Source organism: Collimonas sp., from assembly GCF_039923675.1.
Taxonomy (GTDB): Bacteria; Pseudomonadota; Gammaproteobacteria; order Burkholderiales; family Burkholderiaceae_D; genus Collimonas.
Genome location: NZ_JBDTCG010000105.1, coordinates 36,163 through 49,507, shown reverse-complemented (window position 1 = coordinate 49,507; position 13,345 = coordinate 36,163). Strand labels below are relative to the sequence as shown.

Genomic DNA, 13,345 nt, shown 5'->3' with positions numbered 1-13,345 from the left:
CATGCTCTGGATCAAATCGCTGCATATCGTCTTCATCGCGTCCTGGTTTGCCGGCCTGTTCTACCTGCCGCGCATCCTGGTCAACCTGGCGCAGGAAACCAACCCGGTCGCCACGCAACGATTGCTGCTGATGGCGCGCAAGCTGTATCGCTTCACGACCATGCTGGCGCTGCCGGCGATTTTATTCGGCGCCTGGATGTGGCTGGGCTACGGTATCGGCAAAACCGGCCCTGGCAACGGCTGGATGCATGCCAAGCTGTTTTTGGTGCTCCTGGTGATCGGCTACCACCATGCCTGCGGCAGCCTGCTCAAGAAATTCGAAAAGGGCGTCAATACCCGCAGCCATGCCTGGTTCCGCTATTTCAATGAAATCCCGGTCATCTTGCTGCTGGCGATTGTGATCCTGGTCGTTGTCAAACCGTTCTAACCTTACCCTGGAACCAGCCATGAGCAAGCTTTGTGAATATTATTTCGCGCCGCATTCACCCTTCGCCTATCTGGGCCACGCGCGCCTGGTTGCTTTAGCCAAACAGTACAATGTCAAAATTGCATTGAAGCCTTGCGACTTGTCGAAGGTCTTCAATACTTCGGGCGGCCTGCCGTTGGCCAAACGCGCCCCTCAGCGCCAGGCTTACCGGCTAGAGGAACTACGGCGCTGGAGCGACTATCTGCAAGTGCCGTTGAATCTGCAGCCGACTTTCTTCCCGGTGCAAAGCGATAATGCGGCAAAACTCATCATCGCCGTGCAACTGGCGCATGGAACGGAAGCCGCCCTGGCGCTGACCGGCGCTATAATGCGGGCTGTCTGGGCAGAACAGCGCAATATCGCCGATGACGCCACGCTGGCTGCGATTGCCTCGGAACTTGGCCATGACGGCAAAACCTTGCTGAAGTCGGCAGAAACCGCCAGCGTCCAGAGCGAATTCGATCGTTTTACCGAGGAGGCGATTTCCGCCAGCATCTTCGGCGCCCCTTGGTATGTGGTTGATGGCGAGGCATTCTGGGGCCAGGACCGGCTGGATTTCGTCGAGCGCGCCTTCGCCAGATAGATTTTGTATTTTCATTAAAGCAGTTCAGGGAGACTCGAAAACCTAGAGAGTCTCCCGTTTTCACCTCTACGGATAAAGGGTTCCCCACCATGTCGCACCAATCTACTGATAAACACTCCTATTTCTGCCCTTGCCCGCGCGGCCTGGAAGGCGCACTGGCAGAGGAACTGAATGAAATCGCCCAATTCGGCGCGCCTGCCGTGACCCTCAAGGTACATACCCAGGTTCCCGGCGGCGTGCATTGTTCCGGCTTGCTGAGCGACGCCTGGCGCATCAACCTGCACTCGCGGATTGCCAGCCGGGTGCTGCTGCGCCTGACGCACGGCGCCTACAAGAACGAAAACGATATCTACGACATGACGCTGGAACAGGAATGGGAAAGCTGGTTTCCGGTCAGCCACACCATCCGCGTCGACGTCACTGCAGTGAAATCGCCGTTACGCAGCCTGCAATTCACCACGTTGAAGATCAAGGATGGCATCTGTGATCGTTTCCGCGACCTGTGCAATGAACGGCCGTCAGTCGACACCGGCACGCCGGACATGCGCATCGTCGGCTTTCTCGACGCCCATAATTTCACTCTGTACCTCGATACTTCCGGCGAAGCCCTGTTCAAGCGCGGCTGGCGCGCCGAAACCGGCGATGCGCCGCTGCGTGAAAACCTGGCCGCCGGCCTGCTGCGCACTTCCGGCTGGAAGCCCGGCACTGTCCTGTTCGACCCGATGTGCGGTTCGGGCACGATCCTGATCGAGGCAGCCCAGATCCTGGCAGGTATTCCAGCCGGCGCCCGTCGTCATTTTGCGTTTGAAAAATTCAACGATTTCGAGAGCGCCAAATGGCAGGCCATCAAAGGCAGCTTCAAACCCAACCCTTTGCCGACGACACCAACCATTTTCGGCAGCGACATCTCCGGCGACATGGTACAGATTGCGGCAAACAACCTGCGCAATGCGGGCATCCTGTTTGAAGTGCCGATCAAACAGATCGAAGCGCAGGAAGTCAAGCCGCCCAACGATGCAGAGAGCGGCATCATGCTGACCAACCCGCCGTATGGCGAGCGGATCGGCGTGCGCGGCGACAGCACCCTGAGCAGCGACGACTTGCTGACGGCCTTCTTCACCGCCTTCAGCACCACGCTGAAACAGCGCTTTGCCGGCTGGAGCATCTTCCTGTTCTCGGCCGATCTCGGCTTGCCCAAGCTGCTGCGCCTGAAAGAAGCGCGCAAGACACCGTTTTTCAACGGCGCCCTGGAATGCCGCCTGTTCCGCTTCGATATGGTGGCGGGTTTCAATCGTCGCGAGGCGGCCAAGCCCAAGGCTGAATGATAATCTGCTCCAATTAGCAATTTCCCCTTAAACAAGCGCATTCTTTGCGCTTGTTTTACATCCTGCTTCCCCTCCCCCTCCCCTTCATCAATGACGTTGCTGCTGTGCTTTAGCGCCGGCCCAGGCACTTTATTGTTCGCAAAGCATGATTCTGTAGCGCCCCGGCACGATGCGCTAAAAGCACTTGCATTCCAGGCTCAAGTAGCCAATAATACAAATACGAATTGTTCGCATTTACAGAAAGGACTATTATGAGCCACTCGATACGACGTGAAGTACAGCTTGAGAAAGCCCCGGTATCCAGCATCACGAAGTCAGTTGCATCTGCGGTCACACGTATCAAGAGCCAGGATCTGTTCAAACAAATGCGTGAACTTGAAATCGATCATGGCGGCAGGATCTACAAACTCAGGCTGACCCAGCTGAACAAGCTGATCCTGACAGCGTAAGGGATCGCAAAAGCAGTTTTCATTTGCCAGAACTTGTGAAGCCCGCCTGCAGCAAACGGAAGCCAGCCAGCGAGTCACACCAGGAGTACTTGATGGTTTCGGAGAAAATCAATCGGGCTTTCGTAGAGCCCAACAGTGCACCGGCGCAACCGGAACTGCTGGTCTCGGCGGTATTGCACCTGATGTCGCATTACACCGCGAACAGCCAGGAAACCAGCGCTTGCGTCAAGCTGGCCTCGGTGATCGAGCGGCATTTGAAGGCGCTGGCCGATTTGCCGAATCTGGCGCCGGTGTTGCGCGCCACCTGTCAGCAGTTGTCGGAGCAATGGGGCACGGTAGTGGAGAGCACCATGCCGCTGCCGGAAAAACACAATCTGTTCAGCAGGTTAGTAGCCGGCAATCGGGTGTTTTAGAGAAGTATCGATAAACCATAAGGCCGCACCAGCATCTTTGTCGGCCGATTCTTAATTTTAATCTGCCTTCCACTATGGCAGTAGGGTGCAAAATGATTGTTTGTGTATGCAACAACGTTTCTGATAGAAAAATCCGGCAGGCTGTCGATTCGGGCATGACTTCCATGTCTGAATTACGCGAGAACCTGGGCATTGCCACCTGCTGCGGCAAGTGCCATTCTTGTGCAAAAAGCGTGCTGCGCGAGTGTCTGGATAACCAGGCGCCCGCAGCCCTCCGTCACGTTCATGCAATGGTGTTTCAACAAAACATACAAGCCGCTTGATGTCAGATGGAATGAGCGCAACCATGTCGTCAGTAGCAACCAGCCATCCTGCGCTTGCATGGAAAAGAATCAAACGTATCGGCCCGCTAGGCACGATCCTGCTGCTCCACGTCGCCTTCTTCTGGGCGCTGGAAAGCGGCTTGATCCATCAAGCTGCGCAAGTCATGCCGAAGGAAATCTTCGCCAGCTTCATCACGCCGGAAAAAGCGCCTGAACCGCCGCCGCCCATACCGCAGCCGGCAGCGCCGAGAACCGTCGCCATCGTAAAAAAGAGCATTACCCCTCCGCGTCCGACGCCGGTCATCAACAACACACCATCGGAGACAGCAATTTCTGTGCCGACGCCATCGCCACAGCCCCGCGAAGAAACGCCGCCAGCTGCGACCGCCCCGGCGCCGGCGCCAGTTACAGCGCCGCCACAGCCACGCACGATTACCTCCGGCGTCGAATACATCCAGCCGCCCGATGTGAAATATCCGGCGACTTCCAAGCGCATGGGTGAGGAAGGCAAGTCGATCATCCGGGTCCTGATCAATGAAAAAGGACGTGCCGAACGAGTCGAAGTGCAGAAATCGTCTGGTTCGGCCCGTCTCGACGACGCCGCCAAGGAAGCCGTCATGCGCGCCTTGTTCAAACCCTATACGGAAGATGGCAAGGCGCTGCCGGTATTTGCCATCGTGCCGATCAATTTTCAGCTATCCAATTAATCAAAGGCGCTGCCGGGCTTGGCCCGGCATAACGTCAGCCGCACTCACAATACAGTTACAAGGGGAAAGTCATCATGGAAGCAAGTCCATACGGATTAGAGGCGCTCTGGAGCCAGGGCGATTTCGTCATCAAAAGCGTTGCTGTGCTATTGGTCGCGATGTCGATCGCATCATGGTACGTGATATTGACCAAGGCATTGCAGATCTTGCGCTTCCAGCGCGCCGCCCACGCCGCCGGCCACCAGTTCTGGGACACCACCAGCCTGCCGGAAGGGATTGCCACGCTGGGCACCGAAAACCCGTTTGCCGAAGTAGCGCAAGCCGGCGTCTCCTCGATGCGCCATCACGCCGCGCACAAAGGCCATCTGCACGACCAGTTATCCGTCAGCGACTGGGTCACCCTTTCCCTACGACAAGCGATCGACGAGGTCTCAGGCAAGCTGCAGGCCGGCATGGCGGTACTGGCTTCGGTCGGCTCGACAGCGCCTTTTGTGGGCTTGTTTGGCACCGTATGGGGCATTTATCACGCGCTGGTGTCGATCGGTACTTCCGGCCAGGCCAGCATCGACAAGGTCGCCGGTCCGGTCGGCGAAGCGCTGATCATGACTGCGCTCGGCCTGGCGGTGGCGATTCCGGCCACCTTCGGCTATAACGCCCTGGTGCGCGGCAATAAAACCATCATCGCTAAACTGAATAAATTCGGCTTCGACCTGCATGCGCTGTTTGTGACCGGTTCCCGCTCCAGCAATAATGAAGCTGACGGCGCCAGCGGCGTCAACGGTTCCGGCAATGGCGCCAAGCTGGTCGCCGTGAAAGGTGCATGATGGGCATGGGTTCCCTGTCCGATTCGGACGACGATTTCAATCCGGAAATCAACACCACGCCGCTGGTGGACGTCATGCTGGTGCTGCTGATCATCTTCATCATGACCATTCCGGTGATGAACCATGCGGTCAAGATCGATCTGCCGCGTGCGACCAACCAGCCGGACCAGACCAAGCCGGAAAACATCAACCTGGCGATCGATGCCGACGGCAAGCTGTTCTGGAATGAAGAAGCGATCGACCGCAACGAACTGACTTCACGAATCGCGGTAGCGGCGCAAAAACAGCCGCAACCGGAGCTGCATTTGCGGGCAGCGCGCACCGTGCAATATGAAAAGGTCGCACAGGTGATGGCCGCAGCCCAGTCTGGCGGCCTCGGGAAAATCGGTTTCGTTACCGAGCCCGACGCCAAGTAAGGCTTGCCGCCGTCATCATCTTCCAGAGCCCTTGCATCAGCCATGCACGGGCTCTATTTACGTCTGGCGACGACAAAGGCAGCGCCCTTCCCTGTTTCACCGATGCACAAATCACAATGAAAATGATTCGCGCTATCTAATGATGAAAAAGCTTTTTGCATGCGCTATCATGGCTGCGATTTCGGTTGAATTTCGGTAAAACGACGCTCCGATCCTGTGAGAAGCCGGCATAAATACTGCGTTCCCGTACTTTATTGCCGCCCCACTCTGCCCCAATATCATAGCGAGGTCCCCATGCAAGGCGAAAAACAAATCATCACGCTGCTCAATGCGCAGCTCACCAACGAACTGACAGCGATCAACCAGTACTTCCTGCATGCCCGCATGTACAAGCACTGGGGCCTGGAAAAGCTCGGCAAGAAGGAATACGAAGAGTCGATCGGCGAAATGAAACACGCCGACAAGCTGATCGACCGCATCCTGATGCTGAATGGCTTGCCGAACCTGCAAGCATTGCACAAGCTGATGATCGGCGAATCGACGCCGGAAATGCTGCAATGCGACTTGAAGCTGGAACAGGCCGCGCAAAAAACCGTCAAGGAAGGCATCGCCGCTTGTGAAAAAGCCAGTGACTATGTATCGCGCGAACTGTTCGTGGAAATCCTCGAAGATACCGAAGAACATATCGACTGGCTGGAAACCCAGCTCGACCTGATCGACAAGGTCGGCCTGCAAAACTTCCTGCAAAGCCAGATGGACGCCTGATTGGCGCTCTGAAGCGGCTCCGGCCACCAATGCAAAGCGGCTCCCGACGTGATGTCGGGAGCCGCTTTTTTTCGTGCTTACTGCACCGCGGCCAGCAAGCTGCGCATCACGGTATCGGGGTTCAATTGCGCCCCTGTTACCTCGACCAGCTTCCGCTTGCTGGTCTGGCCGTGCGTAATGCTCACCTTGCTGCGCGGTACATCGAGCGTCTCCGCCAGAAAGCGGATCAGGGCTTCATTTGCCTTGCCTTCGATCGGCTGGGCTTGCAGGCGTACCTTCAGCACATCGTCCAGCGGCCCGATTACCTGGCTTTTCTTGGCATTCGGCGTCACCTGCAGCGCCAGGCGCACACCGCCGCCTATCGCCGAGCACCAGGCCGCAGCGGGTTCGGCAAGCGCGCCGGTGAATGCCTTGCGGTTCATGCCACCGTCATGATCAGATAAATCACCAGTTGGTGCACCACGCGCAAAAGTATCAGGGCCACCAGCGGCGACAGGTCGACGCTGCCGATCAACGGGACAATCCTGCGCAAGGGCCGCAGCAGTGGTTCATTCAGCGCCCGTACGAAGGGCGCCAGAGGAGCATTCGGGTTGACCCAGCTGAAGATCGCTTCAATGATCAGCAATGCGATCAGTCCGTAAAAGATCCACTGGAAAAACAGTAATGCCGACAAGCTGAAAATCAGGGAAGCGTTGAACGCCGACCTGACGCCAAGCTCCAGCAAAATGCAGATGACGGCGACCAGCACCGCACCGATCAGGCTGGCCCAATCGTAGCCGCCTACCCCTGGCAACACCCGCCGCAGCGGCTTTACCGCCCAGTCAGACAGGGTGAAAATGAATTGTGCAAGCTGCTGCGGCGGCCGTACGCGCACCGCCTGAATCCAGAATCGAAGCAACAGGACGCCGCCCAGGACGCTGGCGATGGTTTCGATAATCAAGGTAAATATATTCTGCAACACGACGTGTTTCCTTTTCCAGATGGGGCAATGATTCGGACCGGCCCGCAGCAGCGTAAGCCGGACCGTGCAGCCAATATACTAGAACTCATTTGATAAATCTTGGCGATATACGTTCTCCTGAGATGCTCGAATACGGGAGAAAAAATACCGAGCGGAGGGAAAGCGGCCGCAAATCGGGAAAATAATGTTCTGCCCGCCATCATAGCCGCTATTCCAGCTTGATCTGAATACACGCCGCCGGCGCGCTGCGGCGCCAATTGCGTTGAGGGATATCGCCAGTCTGCGTCTACCCCTGAAAAATAAAAACCCGCTGGACAGCACTAGGCTATACAGCGGGCGATGCATCTGAATCAGATCAGATGCGCTGGCAATTCCCGATTAAGGGCGTGTGCCAGTTGGAAACGGCCAGGCCGCTGCCGGGTTGAGCACAGTCTTGGCTGGCTCAACTGCTGCAGGTTTTGCTGCCGCTGGCTTCTTGGCTGCAGGTTTCGCAGCCTTCTTGACAGCTGGCTTAGCTGCTGCTGCAGGCTTGGCGGCAGGTTTCGCTGCTGCCTTAGCTACCGGCTTTTTTGCTGCTGGCTTAGCCGCGACTTTCTTAGCTGCCGGCTTTTTTGCCGCTGGTTTAGCTGCTGCTTTCGCTACTGGCTTTTTCGCTGCAGGTTTAGCTGCTGCTTTCGCTGCCGGTTTTTTTGCTGCAGGTTTAGCTGCTGCTTTCTTGGCTACCGGTTTTTTCGCTGCAGGTTTAGCTGCCGCTTTCTTAGCTACTGGCTTTGCTGCTGCTTTAGCTACTGGCTTCTTAGCTACGGCTTTCTTAGCAACCGGCTTCTTAGCTGCTGGTTTAGCTGCTGCTTTTGCTTTAGCGACTGGCTTCTTCGCTACGGCCTTTTTAGCAACTGGCTTTTTAGCTGCTGGCTTTGCTGCGGCTTTGGCTGCAGGTTTCGCTGCTGCTTTAGCTACCGGTTTTTTCGCTACAGCTTTTTTAGCAACTGGCTTTTTAGCTGCTGGTTTAGCTGCTGCTTTAGCTACTGGCTTCTTGGCCGGAGCTGCTTTTTTTGCAGCGGGTTTCTTCGCTGCGAGTTTCTTTGTTGCTGTTGCCATTTTGTTTCTCCTTCACGTGATGGAAAAAATCAAGCTCCAAGTTGGAAACCCGACGAACCCATCGCGATGGGAACGGCGGATTATTCATCGGCGCAATCAACTCTGCTTGCGCTAATGAATTCGGCACCAGCTGAACTGCTCCATCCCCTCATTGATGCAGCACTTCAGCCATTATCGGCTAGGGCCTTTTCACCAGTTCCAATACTGGTGAGTAGGTATTCGCGACACCTGTCGGCGGCGATCCTTAGCCAAAAAAACGCCAGCGGCTAAGCCGGCGTCGGAATTCTGTTACAAAAATTTTTAGATTTTTCCAAAGAAAACGCCGCCAAACCCGATTGAATCGGGGTAAGCGGCGACAACAGATAAGTACGTTTCTGTCTTTGGTTGTTCATTAAGTTTGGAAATCACCTTTCAGTTTGCAGACTTTTTTATGTACTAAGCGCTGCAGGTCTCCTCACCTCATCCATCCACTACAATAATTCTTGTCCGAGATCTGAAGCCTTTATTCCCAGTTCAGTGCACCGCCGGTTTGGTATTCGATTACACGAGTCTCAAAAAAGTTGCGTTCTTTTTTCAGATCGATCATCTCACTCATCCAGGGGAAGGGATTTTCTTCCTGAGGGAACATCGGGTCCAGTCCGATCTGTTGCGCGCGGCGATTTGCGATGAACCGCAAATACCCTTTGAACATTGGCGCATTCAAACCGAGCACTCCACGCGGCATTGTATCCTCTGCGTAGCGATATTCCAACTCCACTGCGCTTAAAAACAACGCTTTAATTTCGTCGCGGAATTCCGGCGTCCACAAATGCGGGTTTTCCATCTTGATCGTGTTGATCAAATCGATCCCGAAATTGCAGTGCATCGACTCGTCGCGCAGAATGTATTGATACTGTTCGGCGGCGCCCATCATCTTGTTCTGACGGCCCAGCGCAAGGATCTGCGTGAATCCGACGTAGAAGAAAAGTCCTTCCATGATGCAGGCAAACACGATCAGCGAGCGCAGCAATTTCTGATCGTTTTCCGTCGTGCCGGTCTTGAACTCGGGATCGGTCAGCGTATTGATGAAGGGAATCAGGAACTCGTCTTTGTCGCGGATCGATTTGACTTCGTGATACGCATTGAAGATTTCCGCTTCGTCCAGACCCAGCGATTCCACGATGTATTGATAGGCGTGGGTGTGGATCGCTTCTTCAAAAGCCTGGCGCAACAGGTACTGGCGGCATTCCGGCGCAGTGATGTGGCGGTAGGTGCCGAGCACGATATTGTTGGCGGCGAGCGAGTCGGCGGTGACGAAAAATCCCAGGTTGCGCTTGACCAGGCGGCGTTCGTCGTCGGTCAGGCCGTTCGGGTTCTTCCACAGCTCGATATCGCGCTGCATGTTGATTTCCTGCGGCATCCAATGGTTGGCGCAGCCGGCCAGGTACTTGTCCCAGGCCCATTTGTATTTGAACGGCACCAGCTGGTTGACGTCGGTATGGCCATTGATGATGCGCTTGTCGGCGGCATTCACGCGATGGGTGACATCGACCACGGGGGCTGGCACAGCTTGTCCCATCAGCGATGGATCCAGGACGGCGTCAGACATTTGCGGGCGAGCCGAAGGCGCAAACGCTGGCTGTGCGCCTTGCAGGTGTGGCTGCGGCTGTAATGGCAGGGCCGGAGCACGAGGAGCGGGTGCGGAACTTGTTTCTTCATCCCAGGAGAGCATTCTTTTTCCTTTTATCTTTCGCAGGGTGAGCACCTGTGCCCACCCTACTTTGCAATATGTCGTTTTATCTGAACAGCGTTACTGGCAGGCTTCGCACTCTTCAAACCCTGGATCGCCAGGACGCATGGTGCATGCAGGACCATCCAGCTCCATCGGCTCCGCAGCCGCAATTGGTGCAGTGCCGTAAGTCGCCGCCGCGCCGCCGCTGATGCCGCCATCTACCGACACTGCATTCAGTGCGCCGGTTTTCGAGGTCGACTTCTCGGTATGCGTCGCGCCGATGGTGCGCAGGTAGTAAGTGGTTTTCAAACCACGCAGCCATGCCAGCTTGTAGGTTTCATCCAGCTTCTTGCCCGATGCGCCTGCCATATAGATATTCAGCGATTGTGCCTGGTCGATCCATTTCTGGCGGCGCGATGCAGCTTCCACCAGCCAGGACGGCTCGACTTCAAATGCTGTTGCGTAGATGTCGCGCAGATCTTGCGGAATGCGGTCGATCTTGGCCAGGCTGCCGTCGAAATACTTGAGGTCGGAGATCATGACTTCATCCCACAGACCGCGCGCTTTCAAGTCCCGCACCAGGTATGCATTGATTTCAGTGAACTCGCCGGACAGGTTCGATTTCACGTACAGATTCTGGTAGGTCGGTTCGATACAAGCCGATACACCAATGATGTTCGAGATCGTCGCTGTCGGGGCAATCGCCACGCAATTCGAATTGCGCATGCCGAATTCCTTGATGCGGCCGCGCAGTTCAGTCCAGTCCAGCGCTGCCGACATGTCTACCTCAAGGTAGCCGCCGCGCTCTTCCGCCAGCAGTTTCACCGAATCCTGCGGCAGAATGCCTCGGTCCCACAAGGAACCGCGATAGCTGCTGTAACGGCCGCGCTCTTCCGCCAGTTCGGTCGATGCCCAATAAGCGTGGAAGCAGACGGCTTCCATCGACGTATCGGCAAATTCAACCGCTGCTTTCGAAGCGTAAGGCATGCGCATCATGTGCAGGCAATCCTGGAAACCCATGATGCCGAGACCAACCGGACGGTGCCGCAGATTGGAATCACGCGCCTTCTTCACTGCATAATAGTTAATATCGATCACATTATCCAGCATGCGCATCGCAGTATTGATGGTTTTCTGCAATTTGGCGTGGTCCAGCTGGCCGTCTTTCATGTGCGCCGGCAGGTTGACCGAGCCCAGATTGCAGACCGCGATCTCGGATTCGTTGGTGTTCAGCGTGATCTCGGTGCACAGATTCGAGCTGTGAACCATGCCGACGTGCTGCTGCGGCGAACGGATGTTGCATGGATCCTTGAAGGTGATCCATGGGTGGCCGGTTTCAAACAGCATCGACAGCATCTTGCGCCACAGGTCGAGCGCCTGGATCTTCTTGAACAGGCGCAGTTCGCCACGGGCAGCCTTGGCTTCGTAGCCGGTGTAGGCGGCTTCAAAGGCCTTGCCGACCTTGTCGTGCAGGTCCGGCGCATCGCTAGGCGAGAACAGGGTCCAATCGCCCTTTTCCATCACGCGCTTCATGAACAGGTCAGGAATCCAGTTGGCGGTGTTCATGTCGTGGGTACGGCGGCGGTCATCGCCGGTATTTTTACGCAGGTCGAGGAATTCCTCGATGTCCATGTGCCAGGTTTCCAGATAGGCGCAGACCGCGCCCTTGCGCTTGCCGCCCTGGTTGACTGCCACTGCAGTGTCGTTGACCACTTTCAGGAACGGCACCACGCCTTGCGACTTGCCGTTAGTGCCCTTGATGTGGGCGCCCAGCGAACGCACTGGCGTCCAGTCGTTGCCCAGGCCGCCGGCGTACTTGGCCAGCAAGGCGTTTTCCTTGATGGCTTCGTAGATGCCGTCGAGATCGTCGGCAACCGTCGTCAGGTAGCAGGACGACAGCTGCGAACGTTGCGTACCGGAGTTGAACAGGGTCGGCGTCGAGCTCATGAAGTCAAAGCTGGACAACAGATTGTAGAACTCGATGGCGCGCGCTTCGCGGTTGACTTCGTTCAGCGCCAGACCCATCGCCACCCGCATGTAGAACGCTTGCGGCATTTCAATGCGGATATCGCGCACGTGCAGGAAATAACGGTCGTACAGCGTTTGCAGGCCGAGGTAGCCGAATTGCAGGTCGCGTTCCGGCTGCAGGGCTTCGCCCAGTTTCGCCAGGTCGAATTGCGCCAGGTTGCTATCCAGCAGATCGGCTTCAATACCCTTTTTAATAAATTTCGGGAAATATTCAAGGTATTCCGCCGGCGCGTCGGCTTGCGCCACTTCCTTGCCGAACACTTCCTTGCGGATGGTGTGCATCAGCAGGCGTGCAGTAACCGTGCTGTACGCAGGGTCTTTTTCCATCAACGCGCGCGCCGCCAGGATCGCCGACTTGTGCAGCTCTTCAACCGGCACGCCGTCGTACAGGTTCTTGACGGTTTCAGCCAGGATGGCTTCGGCGTTAACATGCGTTTCCAGGCCGATACAGGCTGCAGTGATCAAGTCACGCACCTGGTTCATGTCGAGCACGCGGCGCTGGCCATCTTCAGTGACAAACAGTTCCGCACCGGCGGCCGCTGATTTGGCAGGCGTCTGCTGTTGCAAGCGTTCTTCCATGCGCTTGGCGCGATACAGCACATAGGCACGCGCCACATCATGTTCGCCGGAGCGCATCAGGGACAGTTCGACCTGGTCCTGGATGTCTTCGATATGGAAGGTACCGCCGTTCGGCTGGCGACGCACCAAGGCGGCGACGACGTTTGACGTCAGTTGCTCGACCAGCTCGCGCACGCGCGCCGATGCCGCACCCTGGCCGCCGTTGACGGCGAGGAAAGCCTTGGTCACGGCGATCGAGATCTTGGACGGCTCGAAGCCGACCACGGCGCCATTGCGCCGGATAATTCTGTAATCGCCAAAACTGCTGGATACCTTGACGGGAGAGCCGCTACCGGTTGACGACGGAACACCAGCAACTTCGGCTGATGATTTAACGGAAATTTCTTGAGTAGATTGCACTGAGCCTCCCGAGACTATGAAAGCAGACGAACTCATTACGCCTGCTGTGATTAATTAGAACCTTGGAACCGTTGATGGTTCAGAAACTGTATTGCTGCATCAGCCATTGTGGTACCGGCAACCTGCCGGCAAGCGTTCATGACCGACGCTCAAATCACGATAAAAAGAGAAAATTCAACGTTAAAAACAGATATGCGAAATACGGCAAAGGGCCGAGACAAAAAAGGAGTGCAACGATGACCGACAACAAATCCAGAGGCCGCTTAGCAGCCTGTCCGACACCTGCATTTATACTGAT

At 56.2% G+C, this 13,345-nt stretch carries 15 protein-coding genes; 10 read left to right on the top strand and 5 right to left on the bottom strand.

Going from position 1 to position 13,345, the window contains the following annotated elements; genetic code table 11:
• Position 1: 1 nt before the first annotated feature.
• The 10 genes from ABI171_RS23725 to bfr all read left to right on the top strand — a co-directional run bounded on the left by ABI171_RS23725 (position 2) and on the right by bfr (position 6,271).
• Complete coding sequence (locus ABI171_RS23725) at positions 2-427, top strand: CopD family protein (protein WP_348095008.1); 426 nt, start codon at positions 2-4, stop codon at positions 425-427.
• Positions 428-446: 19 nt separating this feature from the next.
• A complete protein-coding gene (locus ABI171_RS23720; RefSeq protein WP_348095007.1) occupies positions 447-1,049 on the top strand; it encodes a 2-hydroxychromene-2-carboxylate isomerase in 603 nt (200 codons plus the stop codon).
• 89 nt (positions 1,050-1,138) lie between these two features.
• Positions 1,139-2,374 (top strand): class I SAM-dependent RNA methyltransferase, encoded by a 1,236-nt coding sequence (locus ABI171_RS23715; RefSeq protein WP_348095006.1) that lies wholly within the window; start codon positions 1,139-1,141, stop codon positions 2,372-2,374.
• A gap of 251 nt (positions 2,375-2,625) precedes the next feature.
• Positions 2,626-2,823: a hemin uptake protein HemP gene (locus tag ABI171_RS23710; RefSeq protein ID WP_038493167.1), complete on the top strand. Its 198-nt coding sequence runs from the start codon at positions 2,626-2,628 to the stop codon at positions 2,821-2,823.
• A gap of 92 nt (positions 2,824-2,915) precedes the next feature.
• Positions 2,916-3,236, top strand: a complete 321-nt coding sequence (locus ABI171_RS23705; protein WP_348095005.1) for a hypothetical protein — start codon at positions 2,916-2,918, stop codon at positions 3,234-3,236.
• A 92-nt stretch (positions 3,237-3,328) separates the two neighbouring features.
• Complete coding sequence (locus ABI171_RS23700; protein ID WP_348095004.1) at positions 3,329-3,559, top strand: (2Fe-2S)-binding protein; 231 nt, start codon at positions 3,329-3,331, stop codon at positions 3,557-3,559.
• Between the two features lie 23 nt (positions 3,560-3,582).
• Positions 3,583-4,266, top strand: a complete 684-nt coding sequence (locus ABI171_RS23695) for an energy transducer TonB (RefSeq protein ID WP_348095003.1) — start codon at positions 3,583-3,585, stop codon at positions 4,264-4,266.
• 74 nt (positions 4,267-4,340) lie between these two features.
• Positions 4,341-5,090 carry a MotA/TolQ/ExbB proton channel family protein gene (locus ABI171_RS23690; protein ID WP_348095002.1) on the top strand — a complete coding sequence of 250 codons (750 nt, stop codon included), beginning with the start codon at positions 4,341-4,343 and terminating at the stop codon, positions 5,088-5,090.
• The gene (locus ABI171_RS23685) at positions 5,090-5,506 is read left to right on the top strand and encodes a biopolymer transporter ExbD (protein ID WP_348095010.1); all 417 of its coding nucleotides are present in this window, start codon (positions 5,090-5,092) and stop codon (positions 5,504-5,506) included. The genes ABI171_RS23690 and ABI171_RS23685 overlap by 1 nt, the downstream gene beginning before the upstream one ends.
• A 294-nt stretch (positions 5,507-5,800) precedes the next feature.
• The gene (bfr, locus tag ABI171_RS23680; protein ID WP_348095001.1) at positions 5,801-6,271 is read left to right on the top strand and encodes a bacterioferritin; all 471 of its coding nucleotides are present in this window, start codon (positions 5,801-5,803) and stop codon (positions 6,269-6,271) included.
• A 77-nt stretch (positions 6,272-6,348) separates the two neighbouring features.
• On the opposite strand, the gene ABI171_RS23675 is transcribed toward bfr, so the two are convergent.
• From ABI171_RS23675 to ABI171_RS23655, 5 genes are all read right to left on the bottom strand, one after another.
• The gene (locus ABI171_RS23675) at positions 6,349-6,693 is read right to left on the bottom strand and encodes a DUF167 domain-containing protein (protein ID WP_348095000.1); all 345 of its coding nucleotides are present in this window, start codon (positions 6,691-6,693) and stop codon (positions 6,349-6,351) included.
• Positions 6,690-7,232, bottom strand: coding sequence for a YggT family protein (locus ABI171_RS23670; protein WP_348094999.1), 543 nt, complete (start codon positions 7,230-7,232; stop codon positions 6,690-6,692). Before ABI171_RS23670 ends, ABI171_RS23675 begins: the two co-directional genes overlap by 4 nt.
• A 378-nt stretch (positions 7,233-7,610) precedes the next feature.
• Positions 7,611-8,330, bottom strand: coding sequence for a histone H1-like repetitive region-containing protein (locus ABI171_RS23665; RefSeq protein ID WP_348094998.1), 720 nt, complete (start codon positions 8,328-8,330; stop codon positions 7,611-7,613).
• Positions 8,331-8,832: 502 nt separating this feature from the next.
• On the bottom strand, positions 8,833-10,041 hold the full coding sequence (locus ABI171_RS23660) for a ribonucleotide-diphosphate reductase subunit beta (protein WP_348094997.1): 1,209 nt from the start codon (positions 10,039-10,041) through the stop codon (positions 8,833-8,835).
• A gap of 78 nt (positions 10,042-10,119) precedes the next feature.
• The gene (locus ABI171_RS23655) at positions 10,120-13,047 is read right to left on the bottom strand and encodes a ribonucleoside-diphosphate reductase subunit alpha (RefSeq protein ID WP_348094996.1); all 2,928 of its coding nucleotides are present in this window, start codon (positions 13,045-13,047) and stop codon (positions 10,120-10,122) included.
• Positions 13,048-13,345: the final 298 nt, after the last annotated feature.